The organism is Streptomyces sp. Je 1-4 4N24 (assembly GCF_026239515.1).
Classification (GTDB): domain Bacteria; phylum Actinomycetota; class Actinomycetes; order Streptomycetales; family Streptomycetaceae; genus Streptomyces; species Streptomyces nigrescens.
Map to the genome: position 1 here is coordinate 8659417 of NZ_CP110836.1, position 22922 is coordinate 8682338.

Consider the following 22922-nt stretch of genomic DNA (forward strand, 5'->3'; position numbering starts at 1 on the left):
CCATGGTCAGTGGCGAGCGCTGCTGCTCGGATCGGTGGTGTCGGCGCACGTGGTGGCCGGGCTCTTGTCCTTGGCGAGGAAGATGGTCTGCGCCATCATCCGGTAGCCCGACATTCCCTCGCGCAGCGTCTCGATGGATTCCTCGGGGTGTACCGAGTCGATCACCGCGTTCGGTCCTACCGCGTTGAACTGGTGGGACACCCCGCGCGGAATCTGCATGTCCACCCAGGAGTTCGGCGGGACGATCACGTTGTGCCGGTCCCGGTGCACCCCGGTGGGCGTACCGGGCAACGCGTCGGTGAAGGCTCGCAGCGGACCGGTCCAGTTCGCTGCCGCGGGGCGCACGGTGATCGGGGACAGGCTGGAGACCCGGATCGTGGTCTCCGGGCCCGTCATCATCCGCACGAACCGCAGCCCGGTGTGCAGGTGCATGCGCGAGCAGATGTCCCGTTCGGCGGTGTCGTAGAAGTCCATCAGGTAGCGGTCGGCGAAGAAGCCCTCGAAGGGGGGCTCCAGCATGAAGACGTCGCCCTCCTCGAACTCCTGCGCCTGTTTGAGCACGCCGGCGGGGGTGGGGCGAGCCTGTTCCGTGCGGTGTGCCGCCCGGACCAGACCGGCGAGGGCGTCGACCACGCTCAGGGCGACGTCCGGTGGCAGTTGCACCACCGGAGTCAGCCGGTTCCGGCCGGGGTCCTGATGCCGCCGGACGTCGAGGATCTCGTCCTCGTGGTCGGGGGACTGCTTCATCCGCCCGGTCGTTTCGGTGCCGTGTGTCATCCAGTCGCTCCCGCGTGCTCGTTCGGTCCGGAATCCGGCTGCCGTGCCCACAGCACGCCGCCCAGGTCATGTCGCCCGGCGCGCAGCACCGAGCAGCCCGTGGTCGGGAATCCGCGGTCGCGCAGCCGGGTCAGCCGTGTCCAGCGGTCCTTCCCGCAGGCCCCGAGAGGACCGTCCAGAAAGGACAGGAGCGGGCCCAGTGGCCATATCGGGCCGTCGGCCGCGGGCCCGTGCGGGAGCACGAGCAGTGCGCCGCCGCCGAAGCGGGCTTCGGTGCCGAACGGCACCGGCGGCCCCTCGAAACCGTGGCGGGCCGCCACTTCCGCGGCGAGCTCCGCGTGCACCGCCAGAGGCCACTCGGTGCGCAGCGTCGTACGCCAGTGGGCCTTGGCCCGGGACAGTTCCGCGTCGTCCTCGTGGTGCCAGTGTTCGCGCAGGAAGTCGAAGGCGCCGAAGATGGTCTCCTCGTCCGGGTGGGGGCGGCGGTTCCCCGCCTGTGTGGCCAGGGAGCGAAGGCCGGAGTGGTCGGCCCCTGAACGCAGCAGGTCCTGTGCGGTGGCCGCGGCGTAGCGCAGCAACCGTTCGTAGCGCGCGGGAGCCAGCCGGCGCGCGGCGAGTCCCCGGCCCATCGCCCTGCGCTGGGGCTTGCCGGTGGACGTCGCCAGCAGGCCGCCGAACTGGACGGCCGCCGGGCGCAGTTGTGCCCGCTCGTACAGGTCGCGTACGGCGGAGACCGGCTGCTCCGTGGCGATCAGCCCGATGTCCTGGCCGAGTGAGGGTTCGTCCACCGCGACCGCCGCGAACCGGCCGGACAGACCCGCTTGGCGCCAGCCGTGTTCGACGTCGAGCGGGTAGTGCTTCTCCCCGCCGCGGTTGATGCGCTCACCGGCGCGGCCGCGCAGGACGAGCAGGCCGTCGCGCAGTTCGCCCAGATCGCCGGTGCGCAGCCAGCCGTCGTCGGTGACGGTGGCGGCGGTCGTACGACGGTCCTGCCAATAGCCGGTCATCAGGTCCGGCGTTCTGATCCACACCTCACCGGACTCCAGCCGGAGTTCGGTGTCCGGCAGCGGCGCCCCGACCGGGGGCAGGTGCTCCAGGTACTGGTCGCGGAACTCGGCGTCGTCGAGCCGGGGCATGGTGAAACTGAAGTTGACCGCCTCGGTCAGGCCGTAGCCCTGCCGCAGGCGCGGACCGTACCGGCGGTGGAAACGGCGGGCGAGGTCGCTGGTCAGCGGGGCGGCCGCGGTGATCAGGTACTCCAGGCCGTCCGGCCAGTCGGGGCCCACCTCCAGCAGGTCCGCCAGCAGTGCGGGCACGATGGAGGCGGTCCTGGCCCCGGCGGCGCCCAGCGCGGCGAAGTAGCCGACCGGGTCGAAGGCGGCCTGCTGGGTCAGCGGCGTACCGGTGAGGTGTGTGCCGAGCAGGGACAGGACCAGCGCATTGCAGTGGTACAGCGGAAGGCAGGTCCCGTGCGGGCGCTCCGGCGACAGCCCGTGCAGTGCCGCGGTCTTGGCCGCGTTGCCCAGGACCGCCCGGCGGCTGAGCATGACCCCCTTCTGCGGGCCGGTGGAGCCCGAGGTGAACATGATGAAGGCGAGATCGTCCGGGGCGGTATGGACGTCGGGCAGGGCGGTGCGGTGCAGGCCGTGGACGTCCACCAGGGCGGCCGCGGAGACGCGCTCGGCGATCCCCGCGACCGCCCGGTCGGTGGCGCGCGGGTGCAGCGGGACCGCGACGAGACGCCGGTCGAAGCAGGTGAGCAGCACGTCCGCCAGAGCGCTGCCGTTGGGCAGCCGGATCACCACCCGCGCACCTGCGGGCAGCTCGGCGAGGGCGCCGGCCCCGGTGCGGATCAACGCTGCCTCCTCAGCAGGTCGCGGAGCTGGACTCCGACTTCGGCAATGTGCTGCGGCTGCAGCACGCGGTGGTGGGGCGCGGTAGCGTGACCGACGGTCAGGTCGCCACCGACGTGGGGCCGCCACAGGTCGTGGTGCGGGACCCGGCGCGGTGTGTGTGCCGTCGCTTCGACGTAGGTAGTGTCGCCCGGGTAGTGCGGCGGCCGGTAGGCCCGCGCGAGCCCGTAGTTGTGGCGCGAGACCGTGAGGACGCGGCCGATGTCGTCCTCGGTGAACCGGGCGAACACGCTGCCTTCCTGATGTAGCAGCGCCGACACGGTGTCGAAGTCGAGGTCCGCCGGAGCGAAGTGCTCGCCGTCGAGTCCCGCGGCCGTCAGCAGCACCCGGAAGACGCGCTGGTCATCGATGGGATCCTCCGGCCCGGGGCCGGTACCGGCGACCGTGTCCACCAGGAACAGCGATCCGGCCGGCTCGCCGAGTTCCTGCAGCCGGACCGCCATCGCATGTGCCACGAGTCCGCCGAAGGACCAGCCGACCAGGTGGTAGGGGCCGCTGGGGCGGACCGACCGCAGCAGGCCCAGGTAGCGCTCGGCCATCGCTTCGACGGTGCCGGGCAGGTCCGCCACTCCGCCGGGCCCCTCGGCCTGGATGCCGTACACCGGGTGGTCGCGGTCGATGTGCCGCAGCAGTCCCGAGTACACCCAGCTGATCCCACTGAGCGGATGGACACAGAACACCGGTGCCGCCGGGCCGCCGGTCCGGAACGGCACGAGGTGCGCGGGTGCGCTCTGCGAGAGTGCCCCGTCCAGCAGCCGGCTCAGCGCTGCGGGGGAGGCCGCCTCGAAGACGTTACGGATCGTCGGCTCCAGCCCGAGCACGGTCCGCACCCGGTCGGTCAGCCGGGCCGCCAGAAGCGAGTGCCCGCCCAGTTCGAAGAAGTGGTCGCCGGGTCCGACCCGGGGCAGATCCAGCACCTCGGCAAAGATCTCGCACATCAGGTGCTCGCGGAGGCTCTCCGGCGGTGGCGAGTCGCCCGCGGATGCCCAGTCCGGTTCGGGCAGTTGGTCGCGCAGCAGCTTTCCGTTGGTGCTGAGGGGGAGTTGGTCCAGTGCGAGCAGGCGGGTGGGCACCATGTAGTCCGGCAGGTGCCGGGCCAGGTGTGCGCCCACCGAGCGCAGATCGGCGTGGGCGGGGACGACATAGCCGACCAGCCGACGGTCGTCGGCCTTCCGGTCGTGGACGGCCACCGCGGCCGCGTCGACGTCCTCGTGGCGGGCCAGCACGGCCTCGATCTCCCCGAGCTCGACGCGATGGCCGCGGATCTTCACCTGGTCGTCGGTCCGGCCGTGGAAGTGCAGGATTCCGTCGGCGGTCCACGACGCGAGATCGCCGGTGCGGTACATCCGGTCCCCCTCCGGGCCGAAGGGGTCCGGGACGAACCGGGTCGCGGTCAGTCCGGGCCGGTGCAGGTAGCCCGTGGCCACGCCCGCGCCGGCCACGTACAGCTCGCCGGTCACGCCCGGGGGCACCGGCCGCAACCTGGCGTCGAGCACATAGCACCGGGTGTTCCACAGGGGGCGCCCGAGGGGGACCGTGGCGGATGCCACGCTGCCGACCGGGTGCGTGGTGGACCAGACCGTGGTCTCGGTCGGGCCGTAACAGGCCAGCAGGGACGCCGTGCAGCCGGTCAGTGTTTCGGCCAGCTCCCGCGGTACCGGTTCGCCGCCGATGACCGCGCGGATGTGGCGCAGCCGGTCCGGCCGCCGGGTCAGCAGGGTCTGCCACAGCGACGGGGTCGCCTGCATCACGGTGACCTGATGCCGGTCGAGCAGGGCGGACAGCTCGTCGGGGTCCCGCAGTGCGCCGTGGCCGGCGAGCACCATCGTGGCACCGGTGACCAGCGGGAGGTACAGCTCGGGCTTGGACATGTCGAAGCCCGCGGGCGCGGCGGCCAGTACGCGGTCCTCGGCGCCGACCGTCAGCCGCTCGCGCAGGGCGAGCACCAGGTTCGTCAGCGCGCTGTGGGGCACGACGACCCCCTTCGGCCGCCCGGTGGAGCCCGAGGTGTACGTCACGTACGCCGTGTTCTCCGGTACGCGCGCCGGTTCCCCGGAGCCCGCGGTGACGGTGAGCCCGTCGTCGTGGCGCACCACCAGCAGGGGGCGGGCGTCCGCCAGCAGCGCCGCGATCCGCTGTGGCGGCAGCGAGGGGTCGATGGGCAGATAGGCGGCACCGATCGACTGGACCGCGAGCAGCGCGGCCGGCAGATCGGGGTCGCGCCGCAGCTCCAGCGCGATCAGACTGCCCGGGCCGGCCCCGCGCTCACTCAGCTCCGCCGCGATGCGCGCCGCCCGCTCGGACAGCTCCCGGTAGGTGAGCACGGTGTCCCCGTGCCGTACGGCCGGTGCGTCGGGAACGCGGAGCACCTGTGCCGCGAACAGTTCGGCCACGGTGGTCTCGGGCACCTCGTGGGCGGTGGAGTTCCAGCGCCCGATCATCCGCTCCCGCTCGCCGGCGACGAGGATCGGGAGGTCGGCGATCCGGCGATGCGGCTCCGCCACCAACGCCCCCAGCAGATCGTCCAGCCGCGTGAGCAGCAGTCGCGCGGAGGCCGGGGTGAACAGCTCGGTGTCGTACTCCAGTTGGCCCTCGATACCGGCTTCCGCACCGTCGTCCCCATGGTGCTGGCGCAGGCTCCACAGCAGGTCCATACGGGAGGCGCCGCCGTGTGCGGCGACCGGCTCGACCCGCAACCCCGGCAGGTCGAACGCGACGGGCGGCGTGTCCTGGAAGGCCAGCATCACCTGGAAGACGGGGTGGCAGGAGAGCGAGCGCGGCGGGTTGACCGCCTCGACCACCTGCTCGAACGGCACTTCCTGGTGGGCGAAGGCGTCGAGGTCGGTGGTCCGGACCCGCTCCAGCAGTTCGGCGAACGTCGGTGTTCCGCTGAGGTCGGTGCGCAGCACCACCGTGTTGACGAAACAGCCGACCGTGTCGTGCAGCGCCTCATCGTGGCGCCCGGCCACCGGGGTGCCGATGGGGATGTCCACACCGGCGCCGAGCCGTGACAGCAGCACCGCGAGCGCGGCGTGCATCACCATGAACAGACTGGTGCCGGTGGACCGTGCGAGTTGGTTCAGCCGTGCGTGCAGGTCGGCGTCCAGGGTGAAGTCGACGGTCTCCCCGCGGTGCGCGGACACCAGCGGTCTGGCGTGGTCGAGCGGCAGCGGCAGCACCTCCGGGGCGCCGCGCAGTGCCTTTGTCCAGTACGAGAGCTCGGGGCGGAGGTCGAGCCCGCGCTGCCAGACGGTGTAGTCCGCGTACTGCACGGGCCGGCTCGTCCACCGCGGGGCCTCGCCCCCGACGCGTGCGCGGTAGGCGGTGGACAGGTCGCGGGCCAGCGGAGCCAGCGACCAGCCGTCGGCGGCGATGTGATGCAGCAGGATCAGCAGCACGTGCCGCTCGGGTGCGGTCTCGAAGAGCAGGACGCGGACCGGGAGTTCGGTGGTGAGGTCGAAGACGTGCGTGGCCGCGTCGGCGAGCAGGCCGGGCAGCTCGGCCTCCGACGTGGTCACCACCTCGAACGACAACTCCTCGGCCGTGCCGATCTTTTGGTAGGGCTCGCCGTCGATCTCGTTGACCGTGGTGCGCAGGCTTTCGTGCCGGACGAGCACGTCGCCGAGCGCCGCATACAGGTGTTCCGTCGCCGGCGGACCGCTCAGCCGCGTCGCGAAGGACATGTTGTAGACCGAGTTGGCGCCGGCCAGCCGGCTGAAGAACCACAGTCTCCGCTGCGCGGGGGAGAGCGGGATCCGCTCCGGCCGTGCGGCCGTGGTGAGTTCGGCCCGCGCGGTACCGGCCGGCTCCGGCAGGCACCGCGCCAGGTCGGCGACGACGGGGGCGTCGAACAGGGCGCGGATGCTCAGCTCGCACCCTGTCTCCGCCCGCACCCGGTTGATCAGGCGGGTGGCCAGCAGCGAATGCCCGCCCAGATCGAAGAAACTGTCCTCCGCGCCGACCTCGGGGACCCCCAGCGTCTCGGCGAACAGGGTGCACAGGAGCCGCTCCCGCTCGGTTGCCGGCGGGCGGCTCACCGGCAGTGCGGACTCCGGTCGCGGCAGGGCTCTGCGGTCCAGCTTGCCGTTGCCGGTCAGCGGGATCTCGTCGACCGGCAGGATGAACGCGGGCACCATGTGGGCGGGCAGCACCGTCCGGGCGTACGCGCGCAGCTCGGCGGGTGCCGGATCCCCCTGCGTCACGGCGTAGCAGAGCAGTCGGCCGCCGTCGGCATCCGTGTCCGCGAGCACCACGGCGCGGTCCACGGCGGGGTGCCGTTCGAGGACGCGCTCGACCTCCCCGGGCTCGATCCGGTAGCCGCGGATCTTCACCTGGTGATCCGTCCGGCCCAGATACTCCAGCGTGCCGTCGGCCCGCCGCCGCGCGAGGTCCCCGGAGCGGTACATGCGGGCACCGGGCGCACCGAAGGGGTCGGCGACGAAACGGCTCGCGGTGAGGCCGGGCCGTCCCAGGTACCCGCGCGTCACACCGGGACCGGTTACGTAGATCTCGCCGGGGCAGCCCGGGGGGACCGGCCGCAACGCATGGTCCAGCAGGTGCAGTTGCAGATCGGGCAGCGCGGTGCCGATGACACCGGCCGTTTCGTCGGGATCGGTCAGCTCGGCGTAAGTCGAGTGCACGGTAGTCTCGGTGATCCCGTACATGTTGACGAGCTTCGGCCGGCCGGGGCCGTGCCAGGAACGGATGCGGGAGAATTCCAGCGCCTCACCGGCGAACACGACGACCCGCAGCGCGGGCAGCCCGCCCGGCTCCGTCTCCGATGCGGCCCGCATGAGCTGGTAGAACGCCGACGGAGTCTGGCTCAGCGCGGTGACCTGCTCCCGGGCGAGCAACTCCAGGAACTCCCGTGGTGACTTGGCGACGTCGTCCGGCACCACCACCAAGCGGCCGCCACGGCCCAGCGCCGTCCACAGCTCCCACACCGAGACGTCGAAGGCGTAGGAGTGGAACAGCGTGTGCACATCGTGGTCGCCGAAGCCGAACCGGCCGTCGGTCACCGCGAGCAGCCGCCCGACGTTGTGGTGCGACACCACGACACCCTTGGGCGCTCCGGTGGAGCCCGAGGTGTAGATCGCGTAGGCGACGCTGTCGGGGTCCACGGCCAGGCCGAGGTCGTCCGCCGGGTAATCGGCGGCCGGATCGGTGCCGTCGAGCACGATCTGCGGATCCGGCACCGCGAGCGGCTCGCCGGTCACGACGAGCACGGGAGCGGCGTCGGCCAGCACCTGCCGCACCCGCTCCACCGGGTGGGCCGGGTCCAGAGGCAGGTAGCCGGCTCCCGACTTCAGCACGGCCAGCACCGCGACCACGAGGTCCGTGGAACGTCCGAGCACCAGGGCCACCAGGCGTTCCGGTCCGGCCCCGCGCGCGACGAGGAGCCGCGCGAGACGGTTCGACCGCGCGTTGAGCTCCCCGTACGACAGGGTGGTGTCCCCGCACGTGAGGGCCGGGGCCGACGGCCGCCGCCGCACCTGCTCCTCGAACAGCGAAGGCAGGGCGATCGGGGCGGGCTCGGCTCCGGTCTCCGCCGGCCTCTCCTGTTCGTCGGGCAGCAGCAGGTCGAGCTGCCCCAACCGCTCCTCCGGACGCGTGGTGATCCGGTGGAGCAGCGCGCCGAGGCGGTCGAGGACGCGGCGGGCCTCTTCCTCGTCGAACAGGTCGCTGCTGTGGTCGAGACGGAGTCGCAGGCGGCCGTCGCCGCCCGGCATGGCGATCAGCGTCAGCGGGTAGTGCGTGCCGTCCCGCCCCTGGACGTCCCGGAGTTCCAGTCCGGGCACCAGATCGCGCAGTTCGTCCTCGTCGATCGGATAGTTCTCGAAGACCACGACGGTGTCGAAGAGTTCGGCATGCCCGGCGATCGACTGCAGCTGTGTCAGATCGGCGTGCTGGTGGTCCCACATGGACAGTTGCTGGGCGCGCAGGTCCGCGAGGGACTCGGCGACCGACCGGCGGGGGTCGAGGCGGACCCGCACGGGGATGGTGTTGATCAGCAGGCCGACGATGTGCTCCGCACCGGGCAGCTCCGCCGGGCGGCCGGAGACCGTCGCGCCGAACACCACGTCGTCGCGGCCGGTCAGAGCACCGAGCAGGACCGCCCACGCCAGCTGTACGACGACGTTGGCGGTCAGCCCGTGCTGCCGCGCCACGGCCTCGATCCGCGCGCTCGCGGTGTCGTCCAGCTCCACCGTCAGCCTGTGCCGGGCCGCGGTCGAACCGCGCCGTCCCGCCCCGCCGACCAGCGTCGGACCGTCCACCGAGGACAGCAGCGCGCGCCAGGCGGCCTCGTCAGCGCGGGAGTCCCTGGTGGACAGCCAGTCGAGGAAGTCGCGGTACGGCGTCGCGGGCGGGAGCGCGTGGCCGGCGTAGAGCGAGAACAACTCCTTGATCAGGATCGGCATGGACCAGCCGTCCAGCAGGAGGTGGTGCGTGGTCAGTACGAAGGTGTGCCGCGCGTCGGCATGGTGCAGCAGGGCCGCGCGGACCAGTGGGGGGCTGGCGAGGTCGAACCGCCGCCTGCGGTCGGTGTCGAGGAAACGGTCGAGGTCCTCGTGCGCGGGTATCTCCTGCCATTCCACGGTGAAGTCCGGGACGACCACCTGGACGGGACGCCCCGACGGACTGTGCCGGATGCCCGCGGAGAGCTGGGGATGGCGCAGCAGCAGGCGGTGGAGCGCGTCGCGCAGCGCGGCGGGGTCCAGCGCTCCGCCGAGTTCGAAGACGAACTGGACGAGGTACGGATCGGCGCCGTCGTGGTCGTAGAGCGAGTGGAACAGCAGTCCCTGCGCCAGAGGAGGAAGGGGCAGCTCACCGGTGGCTCGGGCGCGGGCCCGCCGGGCCAGGGCTTCCAGCACGTCGAACCACCGGTGCGCGAGTCCGGAGACCCGTTCTTCGGTGAGGAGTTCACCCGGCCAGGACCAGTGCGCCACGAGCCGGGGGCCGTCCGGATGATCGGTGATCACCGCGTCGAGTTCCACGGTGTGGCCCATCGCCAGTTTGCCGCCGGTGGCCGGGCCGAGCACCGAGGAGTCGGCCGGCACCGCCCAGTCGCCGTCCCCGCCGACATCGAACCGGCCCAGGTAGTTGAACGCGAACTGCGGCGACGGCCGGGCGGCCAGCTCCGGACCGGTCTGCGGGTTGAGGTAGCGCAGCAGACCGTGGGTCAGACCGGCGCGCGGGGCGTCCCGTACGCAGGACCGCACCATGGCCACCGCACCGTCCAGCGCGGCCGGATCGGTGCGGGCGTCCGCCCAGGAGCAGCCGGGATCGAGCACCACGGGGCACAGGGTGGTGAACCAGCCGACCGTACGGGACAGGTCAAGGTTGGCGGCGAATTCCTCCCGCCCATGGCCTTCGAGGTCCACCAGCAGCGCGTCCGGTCCCTCCCGCCAGTCGGCGGCGGCCAGCGCGAACGCGGTCAGCAGCAGTTCGTGCACCGAGCAGTCGAAGGCCGCGGTCGCTTCGGTCACCAGACGCGCGGTGAGCGCGCCGGACAGGGTGGCGGAGTGCCGGCGCCGGGTCTCCTCGGTGTCCACCTCGCCGTCCAGCGCACGGCCGGCGACAGGCGGATCCTCCGGTACCGCATGCCACCGGGAGAATTCCTCCAGCACGGACGGGTGGTGCGCGTACTGGACCAGTGCCTTCGCCCACTGGGGGAAGGAGGTCCCGGTCCGTTGCAGCTGCGGTGTGCGCCCGTGCCGGACGGCCTCCCACGCGGTGCGGAGGTCTTCCTGGAGGATGCGCCAGGAAACACCGTCGACGCCGAGATGGTGCACGGTGAGGGTCAGTTCACCCGACTCCGCCGGCCCGGGATCCCGCCGGCTCGCGCGGACGACCTGCCCCTGCACGGGATCGAGCAGGGCGCCAGGACGGTTCCACTCGACGGTGCCGCGCGGCAGCACTTCCAGAGCCCACAGCCCGTCCACTGCCCTCAGCGAGAGCCGCAGCATGTCGTGGTGATCCACCAGCGCCTGCACCACCGCGCGCACCTGCGCTTCGGTCATGCCCGCCGGAGTACGCACGGTCAGGGACTGGACGAAGCCGTCGATCGGGCCGCCGCGTTCGCGCAGCCAGTGCATGACGGGCGTCAGCGGGACCATGGGATCGTCCGCGTCACCCAGCGCGATCCGGTGCCCCGGTTCCGGCGCCGTTCCCATGCCCTCAGCGAGGGCGACGACGGTGGGTGTGCGGAACACGTCCGGGGTGCTGACGGCCAGACCGGCCCGCTGAGCCGCACCGGCGAGCTGGATCGCCTTGATGCTGTCGCCGCCGAGCTGGAAGAAGTCCTTGTCGAGCGGAACGCTCTCCAGGCCGAGGATCTCGCCGAACAGCCCGGCCAGCCGGCGCTCGACGGCGGTGCGGGGAGCCCTGGCCGCCTCCGTGCTCCCGTCCTCCGGAGCGGGCAGCGCGAGCCGGTCGAGCTTGCCGTTGCGGGTCAACGGCAGCCGGTCCACCGCCACCACGGCCGAGGGCACCATGTACGGGGGCAGCCGGTCCGCCACGCCATCGAGCAGCCGTGTCGTGTCACCCGACGCGGCCACGTAGGAGACCAGCCGCCGCACTCCCGGCCGGTCCTCGCGCAGGATCGTCGCGGCCTGCCGCACCCCGGGCTCGGCCAGCAGCGCGGCATCGATCTCACCCGGTTCGATCCGGTAGCCGCGCAGCTTGATCTGCCCGTCGGCGCGTCCGGCGAACTCCAGCCGGCCGTCGCGGTTCCAGCGGGCCAGGTCGCCCGTGCGGTAGACGCGGGCGCCGGGCGGGCCAAAAGGATCGGGCACAAAGCGCTCGGCGGTCGCGGCCGCCCGGCCGAAGTAGCCGCGCGCGACTCCCACACCCCCGAGGTACAGCTCGCCCACCACACCGGGTGGTACCGGCCGCAGCGCGTCGTCGAGCAGCAGCACCCGCTTGCCGTCCAGCGGCGCACCGATGGGAACCGAGCCGGCGCCCTCCGGTATCTCCTCGACGGCGAACCTGGTCCCGAACACCGTGGTCTCGGTGGGCCCGTAACCGTTGACGACGGTGAGTTCCGGCAGCGCGGACCGCACGGCGCGCACCGCCGCCGGGGACACCACGTCACCGCCGGTCCAGACCTGGCGCAGCCCGGCCAGGCAGGCGGGGTCCTCGGTGGCGAACGCGTGGAACAGCCCGGCGGTCAGCCACAGTCCGGTGATCCCGGTGGCCGCCGTGATCCGGGACAGTCCGGCCGGGTCCAGCCTCCCCGGCGGGGCGACGACCACCTCGCCACCGGTCAGCAACGGCACCCACAGTTCCAGGTTGAACGCGTCGAAGGCGTGCGGCGAGTGCAGCAGCACCCGGTCCGCACCGCCCTCGGTCCACCACCGGTCGGCGGCGAGCCCGGCCAGGTTGCCCTGGGTGATGGCGACCCCCTTGGGACGCCCCGTGGAGCCGGAGGTGAACATCAGGCACGCCGTCGCCTCCGGCATCGCCCGGGGCTCCCCGGCCGCCGATCCCCGCTCCCGTACGTCCAACTGCCGCACCCCACGGTCACGTGCCGCCGTGACGAGGGGATCGTCTGCGGTCTCCCGGTCGGTGAGCAGCACCCGCGCTCCCGCATCGGACAGCACCGCTTCCTGCCGGGAGAGCGCGTCGTCGCGTTGCAGGGGAACATAGGCCGCGCCCGTCTTCACCACCGCGAGCGCCGCGACGACCAGGTCCACCGAGCGTTCGAGCAGCAGCGCGACGGTCCGCTCCGGTCCCGCGCCTGCCGCGGCGACCGCGGCGGCCAGTGCCGAACTCCGCGCGTCCAGCTCGCGGTAGGTCAGCCGCTCCCCGGTCTCGGCCGAGCGGACCGCGACAGAGTCGGGCGTGCGGGAGGCCTGCTCGGCGAACCGGCCGACGGCCGTGCCACCGGGCGCGGCCGACGTGCGGTCACCTGTGCCCAGAGCGGCGACGTGCCGGCGCTCCCTCGCGGTGGACGCCGCCATCCGCGCCAGAGGTGTCTCCCGGTCGGCCTCCGCCACCTGCCACAGCACGTGCAGGAAGCGGTCGGCAACGTCCTGCAGCAACTCCTCGCCGTGGTTGGCGGGATTGGCGTCGAAGTCGAGGCGCAGCACACCGTCGCCACGGTCGTAGGCGACGATCGAGAGGTCCTCCGACGGCGGCGCCTGCAAGTTGTGGACGGTCGCGGTCGTCGGACCGAACCGCAACGGCCGGTCGAAACGCTGGATGTTGAGCACCGGACCGAAGAACTTCCGGCCGTCCTCGGGATAACCGAGCTCACGCCGCAGGTGCTCACCCCGGTATCGCTGGTGACGGCGCACCAGCCGCAGTTCGTCGGCCACCTGGTCGAGCAGAGCGCCGAGAGGGGCCGCCGGATCGACGTGCAACCGCAGGGGGAGGACATTGGCCGACATCGCGGGCACGGTCCGGGCGAGTCCGGCCGGACGGCCGGCGACCGGCAGGCTCAGTACGACATCGCGGCTACCGGTCACCGCGTGCAGGGAGACCGCGGTCGCCGCGGTGAGCAGCCGGGTCCAGCGGTGCCCGAGCCGCTCTGCACCGTCCCGAAAACCGGCGAACTGCTCCGCCGAGAGCACCCTGGTCAGCCGCAGCGACCGGTCCGTGGCCGGGGCCGCATGCGTGCCGAGGCTCAGGAAGTCCGGCCGCCCGGCCAGGCGCTCCAGCCACCAGTCCCGGTCCGCGGTGCGTGCGGCGGCCTCCCGGTAGGCGGCCTCGGCGTGCACCAAGGGACGGAGCCCGGCCCAGCCGCTCTCCGGAACGGCGCGCCCTTCGTACCGGCAGCTGTAGATCTCGGCGACGCGTTCGGCGAACAGGGCCATGCCCGCCCCGTCCAGAGCGAGGTGGTGAACCCGGTGGAACACCAGCGAGCGGTCGTCCGCGACACGCAGCACGGCCCCCAGGAACAACGGCCCGGCGTCACTGCCCCCGGCCTTGGACATCTCGGCCCGCATCCACTCCAGCGCGGCGGCGTCCGGGTCGGACGCTCCCCGGAAGTCGACCACTTCGACGGTGTGTTGCGGGTCCCGGAGAAGACATTGCACCGGCGAAGAACCCGCCGTCTCGACGATGCGGACGTTGACCGCCTCGCACTCGGCAGCCGCTCTGGTGACCGCGGCGGCCAGGAGGCCGACGTCGACGTCGCCGTCCAGGACGAGGTACTCAGCCCATTGATAGGCGCCGGGGCGGCTGTGCCCGGCACGCTCCGCCAGCCAGACCCCGAGTTGAGCCTCGGAAAGGTGTAGTTCAGGGCAGTTTTCGGGCATGAGTATGAGCATCCCCATCGGTCTTCCCGGCGTGACGCCGGCGATTGCCGTCGGATGTGGGCCGTTGATCGAAAGTGGACCGGCCCATCGAAACACAGCAGGCAATGGGAGAGTAAAGTCGCAGCAATATGCCCTATCTCACGTTTACTTGAAGCCTCTAGGACGTGCTGGTGGGAGAGCGCTGCCCTCGGTTTTGCGCCACACGGTTGTCCGGATCATCCCGCCGGGACGAGGCACGGCCCCTGGCCGAATGCGCTTCTGCGGTGGCTGGTTCGCGCTTTCCGGCGCGGAGCGGCCCCGGCGCCCGTGCTCGCCCGGGGGGCCGGCTCAGGCAGGAGGTCGGCTCTGCCAGGCATTCAGTCTCTTCGTCAACTGCCGATCCGTCACCACGATGAATCCGTCACCATGATGAAGAAGAAGAGATCGCATCCGCTGAGAGGGAGTGACCGGATGAGCAGCAATCCCTTCGAGGACCCGGACGGCACCTACCTGGTTCTGATCAACGACGAGGGGCAGCACTCGCTGTGGCCCTCTTTCGTCGTCGTTCCGGCAGGCTGGCGGACCGTCCTTGAGGAGACCAGTCGCGACGCGGCACTTGAGTACATCGACACCCACTGGACTGACATGCGCCCCAAGAGCCTCGCTCGGGCCATGGAGGACTCCGGCGCAGCCTGACCCGCGCCCGGTGCGGCCCGCGGCTCGGCGGCGCAGCGGCTCTCAGTTGCCGCGGCGCACCCGGGCCGCCTTGCGGGCCTCGGCGAGCTTGCGGGCCTCGCCGGCCTTGCGGGACTTGCCGCCGGTGCCGCGGGAGGCGTCCTTGCTGGTGCCCAGGCCGCGGAAGGGGGCGTTGGTGTTCTTGGCCCGGGGCGTGGCGGGCGCACCGTCGAGTGGGGTACCGGAGGGGGCCCTGGCCCCGGTGATCCGGCTCAGCTCCGCCTCACCCGAGCGCACCTTGGTGATCGTCGGCTCGATGCCGGCCCCGGCCATCAGCCGGCTCATCTCGCGGCGCTGGCTCGACAGCACCAGCGTGACGACGCTGCCGGACTCACCGGCCCGGGCAGTACGGCCCGCACGGTGCAGATAGTCCTTGGGGTCGGTGGGCGGGTCGACGTTCACCACGAGATCGAGGTCGTCGACGTGCAGACCACGGGCCGCGACATTGGTCGCCACCAGGACGGTGATCTGGCCGTTCTTGAACTGTGCAAGGGTCCGTGTGCGCTGCGGCTGGGATCTGCCGCTGTGCAGTGCCGCGGCGTGCACTCCGCTGGCCCGCAGATGCCGGGTGAGCTGGTCGACCGCGTGCTTGGTGTCCAGGAACAGCAGTACGCGGCCGTCGCGGGCGGCGATCTCCGTCGTGACGGCGTACCGGTCGGGGCCGTGGACGACCAGCAGATGGTGGTCCATCGTCGTGACCGCGCCGGCGGACGGGTCGACGGAGTGGACGACGGGGTCGTGGAGGTAGCGGTGGACCAGGTCATCGACGTCGCGGTCCAGGGTGGCCGAGAACAGCATCCGCTGGCCGTCGGGGTGCACCTGGTCGAGCACCTCGGTGACTTGCGGCAGGAAGCCCATGTCACACATCTGGTCGGCCTCGTCGAGGACGGTGATCCGTACCCGTCCCAGGCGGCAGGCCCTGCGCTCGATCAGGTCGTGCAGGCGGCCAGGGGTGGCGACGACGACCTCGGCCCCGTCACGCAGCGCAGCGGCCTGCCGGCCGATCGACATGCCGCCGACGACCGTGGCCATCCGCAGCCGGAGCGCCTCGGCATACGGCGCGAGCGCCTCGGTCACCTGCTGGGCCAGCTCCCGGGTGGGCGCCAGGATCAAGGCGAGCGGCTGCTTCGGCTCCGCGCGCCGCCCGGCCGTCCGTACGAGCAGCGGTAGGCCGAAGGCGAGCGTCTTGCCCGACCCCGTGCGCCCGCGCCCCAGGACGTCGCGTCCTGCGAGGGCAGGGGGCAGCGTGGCCGCCTGGATCGGGAAGGGCTCGCGCACGCCGCGCTCGGTGAGAGTGCGCAGCACCTCGGCCGGCAGTTCCAGGTCCGCGAAGGAGCCGACCGGAGACACCATCGGTGCGAGGGGCACTGACCGGGCGGGGCTGCCGTGCGAGGCACCGACGCGGTCCGGGTGATTCATGAAGAGCCTTCCGCATGGGGAACGTACCGAGGAAGGCCCGGCAGGAACGAGCAGCCGACGAACAAGGGAGGCCGCACGGACGGAATCGCCAGCCGTCACGGCCGCGCAAATATTGAACACTAACATGCAAATTCGGTGTTTTCGCCCCCACCCTGCCTGGATCAATGCCTGCGCAGTTTCTTGGCCAGGTGGGAGGCGCCGAGGAGCAGCACGGCCGTCAATGCCAAGGCGACCAGCACCATGCACGCAAGGGCGCCGACGCCGGCCCCATGGGTGAGGACGGCTTCCAGCGCGAAACTCAGGGCGGTGACCGAGATCGGCAGTGGTGCTGCGTACCAGATCAGGAAGACGAAGAAGCTGAGGTCCCCGAAGGGAGTAGGCATCCCGATGAACAGCAGCTCGGACCGGACCGGCCCGCGTACCGCCGCCACGACCGAGGCCGCGGCGAACGGCAGCGCGCACACCGGCATCAGCAGGAGCGCCCAGGCAGCTCCGTTGAGTGCGAAGGGCACGGCCGCCATGCAGGCCAGTACCGCGCCAAGCCCTGCCGGGACGATCGCGTGATGGAGCATCAAGGTCGCGAAGCGGAAGGGAGACCATGATGAGCGCCGGAGACCGTCCGCCTCCAGTCGCGCCGACTCGGCCAGCCGGCCCACCGCCAGAGCTGGTGGGGACGGTCGCGGAAACCGCATGCGCGTACAGCGTCGCCGCTGCGGTGAGGACCACGAGCAGCGCGAGCGCGACGGGCCAATTGCTCGCCGAGCCACCTGCCGCATGGACGACAGGTTGCGCGGCCCAGCCCCAGGGCCCGGACCACAGCTCGACCTGCTCCAGCACCGGAAGCCGGTGCCCGGTGGCCGCCCACGCCGTCTGCGCGACGAGCACCACCAGGAGCAGCACGGCGTACGGCGTCCATGCCCTGACCCGGGCTCCCAGGCTGGTCCGTCGTTCGACCTGGAGGGCGAGCACGACCGCGAGGAGCGGAAGACACAGCCCGGCGGGCAGGCAGGCCGCAAGCCCGGGCCCCAGCGAGGAGAGTCCGGTCAGGCGCAACAGCACACCCCCGGCGACCGCGCACAGCACCCCGCCGACGACGGCGAGTCCAGCAGTGAGGCGGAAGTAGGGGCGTAGCACTCGGGTCCGGTCGACCGGCTGGCTGAGCAGCCGCGCCGCGACCGGTCCCGGCACGATGACAGGCCCGCGCCACAGTGCGTCGCGCGCGGCGATCACCGCCAGGCTGAGAGCCAGCAGCACCAGACCGGCGGGAAGCGCACGGCGGATCGCCTCCAGGACGTCCCCGTGGGCGGCCACGTGCTCAAGGCGCTCGGCGAAGCGGTAGACGGACAGGCGCCTGCGGGAGTCGGGGTCGAGGCGCTGCTCCGGCTCATCGAGTACAAGAAGATCGCGGGGGCGGACCAGGGCAGCGGCAAGCAGGAATGCCTGCATCTGTCCCGATGACAGGGCGGAGGGAAGATGGTGCGCGTGGCCCTCAAGGCGGCGGTCGGCCAGGACTTGATCGATCCACCCGTCCGCGTCAGCCACGTCGTGAGCCACGGTGATGAGCTTGAGATGGTCGTGCACACTCAGGTCGGGGTAGCAAGCGATGGTGTCGCCGACGACGGCGACCCTGGCGCGCACCTCGGGGGCGTCCTCATCGATGACCCTGCCGTCGAACAGCGCGGTGCCGGTGGTCGGTTTGTCCCGGCCGGCGGCGATGCGCAGCAACGTGGATTTCCCGGAGCCGTTGTGTCCGAAGAGAGCGGTGCAGGTACCGACCTGGACCTGCAGGTCCAGGGGCTGCAGCGCCTCGCGATCACCGTAGGTGCGGCTGATCCCGCAAAGCTGCAATAAGGCGGGGGCGGCAACCTCGCCGGCTTTGCTCGTCTTGCCGGGCATCGTGCCTCCGATATGAGGAATCCCTTCTCGCGAGCGTAGCGGCCGCGCCGATCACCACACCTGCCGCGCCGGCCGTCGGACTTCGAGTGGTACGCGGTGATGCTCTGCGTGTTCTCGTGGCAGTGCGGTCCGCGGTGCGCGACCATACGGACGCCGAGCCAGGCTCGATCATCGGCGTCGTGCATGAGGGAAGTTTCTCGCCGGCCGCCGGCCCGCGTGGACTGCCGCGGGTCCGGTCAGGCGTTTCCAGCCGGCGGGCGCCATGGCGCGCTACGAGCGCGGGTCGCGGTGCTCGACAGCAGCAAAGCAACCGACGGCAAGAACAGCAGCCAGCAGAAGGAAACACCGAGACAGGAAGAAGGACGGACGTGTCCGGCAGCGAAAGCGAGAACCCAGTAATCCCCTCCCCGGCCCCCACGTCGACTCGGCCCCGGTCGAACCGGGACTGGTGGCCGAATCAGCTGGACCTTCAGATTCTCCATCAGCACTCATCCCGGTCCAATCCGATGGACGAGGGCTTCACCTACGCGGAAGAGTTCGCGAACCTCGATCTCGACGCGCTGAAGCAGGACGTCTTCGAGGTGATGACGACCTCGCAGGAATGGTGGCCTGCCGACTACGGTCACTACGGGCCGCTCTTCATCCGGATGAGCTGGCATGCCGCGGGAACGTACCGCATCGCCGATGGCCGGGGCGGTGGCGGCGCAGGCGCTCAGCGCTTCGCCCCCCTCAACAGTTGGCCGGACAACGCGAGCCTCGACAAAGCACGCCGTTTGCTCTGGCCGGTCAAGCAGAAGTACGGCCGGAAAATCTCCTGGGCCGATCTACTGGTCTTCGCCGGCAACTGTGCCATGGAGTCGATGGGGTTCAAGACGTTCGGGTTCGGCTTCGGACGAGAGGACATCTGGGAACCCGAGGAAATCTTCTGGGGGCCCGAGGACACCTGGCTCGGAGATGAGCGCTACAGCGGCGACAGGGAACTCGCCACTCCTTTCGGTGCCGTGCAGATGGGGCTGATCTACGTCAATCCGGAGGGGCCCAACGGCAACCCGGACCCGATGGCTGCGGCCAGGGACATCCGCGAGACCTTCGGACGGATGGCGATGAATGACGAGGAGACGGTTGCGCTCATCGTCGGCGGCCACACGTTCGGGAAGTGCCACGGCGCGGTCGACCCCTCGTACATCGGCCCGGAACCCGAGGCGTGTCCCCTCGAGCAGCAAGGCCTCGGCTGGCGGAACACCCACGGCAGCGGCACGGGCGCCGACGCGCTCACCAGCGGCCTCGAGGGCGCATGGACCTCGAAGCCGACGACGTGGGACCACGGGTACCTGGACAACCTGTTCCGGTACGACTGGGAGCTGACGACGAGTCCGGCCGGCGCGAAGCAGTGGACCCCCACGGACCCCTCGGCCAAGGACACGGTGCCCGATGCTCATGATCCGTCGAAGAGGCACGCTCCCATGATGCTGACGACGGACCTCGCGCTGAAGCTGGATCCGGTCTACGCGCCGATCACGAAGAGCTTCCACGAGAACCCGGACCAGCTCGCGGTGGCGTTCGCCAAGGCGTGGTACAAGCTGCTGCACCGCGACATGGGGCCCCTCTCGCGGTACCTCGGCCCGTGGATCGCCGAGCCGCAGCTGTGGCAGGACCCGGTCCCTGAGGTCGATCACGAACTGGTCGCGGACGAGGACATCGCCGCCCTCAAGGACAGGATCCTCGGCTCGGGACTGTCCGTCTCCCAGCTGGTCACCACCGCGTGGGCGGCGGCGGCAAGCTTCCGCGGCACCGACAAGCGCGGCGGCGCCAACGGGGCACGGATTCGCCTCGCGCCGCAAAAGGACTGGGAGGTCAACGACCTGCCCGAGGTGGCCGAGGTGCTGCAGACCCTCGAGCAGGTCCGGCAGGACTTCAACGGCTCACAGACCGGCGGAAGGAGAGTGTCCCTCGCCGACCTGATCGTCCTGGGCGGATGCGCGGCCGTCGAGCAGGCCGCGAAGAACGCCGGGCACAACATCACCGTCCCGTTCGCACCGGGGCGCACGGACGCCTCGCAGGAGCAGACCGACGCGGAGGCGTTCGCCGTGCTCGAACCCAGGGCAGACGGCTTCCGCAACTACCTCCGGGCGGGAGAGAAGCTGTCACCGGAGACGCTGCTGCTGGACCGCGCCAGCCTGTTGACGCTGACCGCTCCCGAGATGACGGTTCTGGTCGGCGGTATGCGTGCCCTGAACACCGGCTTCGCGGGATGCCCGCATGGCGTCTTCACGCAGCGGCCGGAGAAATTGACCAACGACTTCTTCGCCAACCTGCTCGACATGGGCACGGAGTGGAAGGCGTCGGCCTCGGCCGAGAACGTATACGAGGGCCGGGACCACGCCACGGGCGAGGCCAAGTGGACCGCCACCGCCGTCGACCTCATCTTCGGTTCGAACTCCCAGCTCCGAGCCGTCGCGGAGGTCTACGCGTCCGCGGACGCGGGAGAGAAGTTCGTGCGTGACTTCGTGGCAGCGTGGGACAAGGTGATGAACCTCGACCGGTTCGACCTGGCCTGAGCCCGATGTCCGGGTCGGCCACCCATCGGCCGACCGGGACATCCTCGGGATCAGATCAGGGCGGTGACGAACGACCGTGGGGGCTCCGTCCACCGATGAGGCACGCCGCACTCAACGGGTCACGACCGATGAGTTTCGCCTCGCCGCGTCGTCTGCATGTAGGGAACGTTCCTCTTCCGCGCCTGGGGGAGGCCCGAGATGAGATGACAAGGAGCGTGCACGCCATGGACCAGGAGAATGTGAGCGCCACCCTGACTGTCGCCGTGCCCGCCGCGAGGGTGTTCGCGGTGCTGGCGGACCCGACGAACCATTCTGCGATCGATGGCACCGGCTGGGTTCAGGAAGCTGTCGACCGGGCGCCGCTGACCGAGGTGGGGCAGATCTTCCGGATGGACATGTATCACGCCAACCATCCCAACGGTGACTACCAGGTGGCCAACAAGGTCCAGGTGCTCGACCCGCCGTGCGCCATTGGCTGGCTGACGGGGCAGGAGAAGGGCGACGGTCACCTGGAGTTCGGCGGCTGGATGTGGCGTTACGACCTTGCGCCGCTCGCTCCGTCCGAGACGGAGGTCACGCTCACCTACGACTGGTCGGCGGTGCCGCAGTCCATCCGGGAGTACCTCCAGTTCCCGCCGTTCGGTCCCGAGCATCTCACCAACTCGCTGCATCACCTGGCCGAGCTTGTCTCCGGTGGGTGATGTCGCAGGGGGGAGTTGGCGGAGCGCGCGCGGGCGGGCCCGCACCGTATCGCGTGGTGCATGCAACCATCTTCGGGTCCGGAGCATCCTTTGAGGTGAACATGGCCGGTCGACCGAAGGAAGCCCCCCATGACGCACCCGAGACGCCTCGATGTCCGCAGGTCCCGTAATGCTGCATCTGCCCGCGGCGTCCGCGCCGCGGCTCCGCTGGCCGCTGCGCTCCTGGTGGCCGGCGGTCTGACCGCCTGGTCGCTCGCTCCCCAGGAGGCATTCGCGGCGACGGGCCGCGCGGCCCCCGAGGGTGACTTCAACGGTGACGGCTATGCGGACCTCGTCTCCGGTGCCCCGGGCGCCACCGTCTCCCACAAGGTCCAGGCGGGCTACGTGGCGGTGACATACGGCTCGGCGAACGGGCTCGTGCCGTCCCACAAGAAGCTTGTGAGCCGTTCGACGAGCGGGGTGCCGGGATCGGCCGCCGCCAAGCAGCGCTTCGGCGAGACCTTCAGCAAGGGCGACCTGGACGGCGACGGCTACAGCGACCTGGTCATCGGTGCGGGAGAGGCATCGTCGGGCAGCGTGATCCTGTGGGGCTCGCCGTCCGGCCTGACCGGCGGCACGCCGATCCGCACGTACGGACAGGCGCCGCAGGTGGGGGACTTCGACGGCGACGGCAAGGCCGATCTCGCCCTCTTCGGTGATCCCGGCAGCTACGGTGACGACCCCGTGGCGCAGGCCGCGAACCTGTGGAAGGGCCCGATCTCGCGGACAGGGTCGCCGGCCGCACGGCTCAACTTCCTGGACAAGTCCGAGTGGTTCGGTTACGACGACGACGCACCGGGCGCGGAGTGCGCCAAGAACGACAGCTGCATCAGCGGCCCCCACTCGATCAGCGGCCCCGTCGTCGCCAAGGCCACCGGCGACGTCAACGGCGACCACCGCCAGGACATCGTGATGTGGAACTACGCCGGCGACGGCGAGTGGGACAACAAGGTTCTGCTCGGCGGTGGTTCGGGCTTCAAGGAGGCCGACGCGCCCGGCGTCCGGGGCGCCCTCGGCGTGGGTGACGTGGACGGCGACGGATACGGCGACGTGGTGGCCGGCGACAACGAAGACACCGGCAAGGTGACGGTCGCGTACGGCACGCCCTCCGGCCCTTCCACCACCCGCACGCAGACCTTCGACCAGAGCCTGCCCGGCTTCTACGGCGCCCAGGAGAGCGGCGACCGGCTCGGCTCCTGTGTCTCGGTCGCCGATGTGACCGGCGACGGTCGTGCGGAGATCGCGCTCGGGGTCAGCGGGGAGGACTTCAGCGGCCTCACCGACGCGGGCTCGGTCGCTCTGCTGCACGGCACCGCATCGGGTGTCACCGGTGCGGGCAGCCAGGTCCTGCACCAGAACACCCCGGGTGTGCCCGGGGTCGCGGAGAAGAACGACGCCTTCGGGGCGGCCTGTGGCCTCCTCGACGTCAATGGCGACGGGCATCGCGATCTCGCCGTGTCGTCGGCGGCGGAGAACGCGGCGGCCGGCGCGGTGTGGTCCCTGCGCGGCTCCGGCGACGGTCTGACGACCAAGGGCGCGACGGCGTTCGGCCCCGGCGATGTCAAAGGCCCCGCCACCAAGGCGGAGTTCGGCATCTTTCTGCGCTGAGGCCACACCGTCGGGCGGGGGGGGCAGGCCGCCCCC

The 22922-nt window shown here is 71.2% G+C and carries 11 protein-coding genes and 1 pseudogene; 6 read left to right on the forward strand and 6 right to left on the reverse strand.

What is annotated here, in order from left to right:
* Positions 1-6 precede the first annotated feature (6 nt).
* From SLV14N_RS37575 to SLV14N_RS37585, 3 genes are read right to left on the reverse strand one after another with little or no spacing between them, the layout of a single operon-like run.
* A complete protein-coding gene (locus SLV14N_RS37575) occupies positions 7-777 on the reverse strand; it encodes a hypothetical protein (protein ID WP_259670665.1) in 771 nt (256 codons plus the stop codon).
* Positions 774-2633, reverse strand: coding sequence for a class I adenylate-forming enzyme family protein (locus tag SLV14N_RS37580; protein WP_263272835.1), 1860 nt, complete (start codon positions 2631-2633; stop codon positions 774-776). Before SLV14N_RS37580 ends, SLV14N_RS37575 begins: the two co-directional genes overlap by 4 nt.
* Complete coding sequence (locus tag SLV14N_RS37585; protein WP_263272837.1) at positions 2630-13951, reverse strand: amino acid adenylation domain-containing protein; 11322 nt, start codon at positions 13949-13951, stop codon at positions 2630-2632. Before SLV14N_RS37585 ends, SLV14N_RS37580 begins: the two co-directional genes overlap by 4 nt.
* A 450-nt stretch (positions 13952-14401) precedes the next feature.
* Here SLV14N_RS37585 and SLV14N_RS37590 point away from each other — a divergent pair, with 450 nt between their 5' ends.
* Positions 14402-14626 (forward strand): MbtH family protein, encoded by a 225-nt coding sequence (locus SLV14N_RS37590; protein WP_208687333.1) that lies wholly within the window; start codon positions 14402-14404, stop codon positions 14624-14626.
* A gap of 42 nt (positions 14627-14668) precedes the next feature.
* Here SLV14N_RS37590 and SLV14N_RS37595 read toward each other — a convergent pair whose 3' ends face one another.
* Positions 14669-16084, reverse strand: a complete 1416-nt coding sequence (locus SLV14N_RS37595; protein ID WP_208687334.1) for a DEAD/DEAH box helicase — start codon at positions 16082-16084, stop codon at positions 14669-14671.
* A gap of 161 nt (positions 16085-16245) precedes the next feature.
* Positions 16246-16605: a hypothetical protein gene (locus tag SLV14N_RS37600; protein ID WP_265875048.1), complete on the reverse strand. Its 360-nt coding sequence runs from the start codon at positions 16603-16605 to the stop codon at positions 16246-16248.
* A gap of 253 nt (positions 16606-16858) precedes the next feature.
* Here SLV14N_RS37600 and SLV14N_RS37605 point away from each other — a divergent pair, with 253 nt between their 5' ends.
* Both SLV14N_RS37605 and SLV14N_RS37610 read left to right on the forward strand, forming a co-directional pair.
* The gene (locus SLV14N_RS37605) at positions 16859-17215 is read left to right on the forward strand and encodes a hypothetical protein (protein WP_263272842.1); all 357 of its coding nucleotides are present in this window, start codon (positions 16859-16861) and stop codon (positions 17213-17215) included.
* Between the two features lie 168 nt (positions 17216-17383).
* Entirely contained in the window at positions 17384-17542 is a 159-nt protein-coding gene (locus tag SLV14N_RS37610; RefSeq protein WP_263272844.1) for a hypothetical protein, read from the forward strand.
* Here SLV14N_RS37610 and SLV14N_RS39020 read toward each other — a convergent pair.
* A pseudogene (locus tag SLV14N_RS39020) lies at positions 17486-17980 on the reverse strand (ATP-binding cassette domain-containing protein); the annotation flags it as partial. The gene SLV14N_RS37610 and the pseudogene SLV14N_RS39020 sit on opposite strands and share 57 nt — an antisense overlap.
* Before the next feature lie 368 nt (positions 17981-18348).
* Between SLV14N_RS39020 and katG the strand changes: the two are divergent.
* From katG to SLV14N_RS37630, 3 genes are all read left to right on the forward strand, one after another.
* Positions 18349-20538 (forward strand): catalase/peroxidase HPI, encoded by a 2190-nt coding sequence (katG, locus tag SLV14N_RS37620; protein WP_263272848.1) that lies wholly within the window; start codon positions 18349-18351, stop codon positions 20536-20538.
* A 224-nt stretch (positions 20539-20762) separates the two neighbouring features.
* Complete coding sequence (locus tag SLV14N_RS37625; protein ID WP_221174723.1) at positions 20763-21239, forward strand: polyketide cyclase; 477 nt, start codon at positions 20763-20765, stop codon at positions 21237-21239.
* A 129-nt stretch (positions 21240-21368) separates the two neighbouring features.
* Positions 21369-22886 (forward strand): FG-GAP-like repeat-containing protein, encoded by a 1518-nt coding sequence (locus SLV14N_RS37630; protein ID WP_263272850.1) that lies wholly within the window; start codon positions 21369-21371, stop codon positions 22884-22886.
* Positions 22887-22922: the final 36 nt, after the last annotated feature.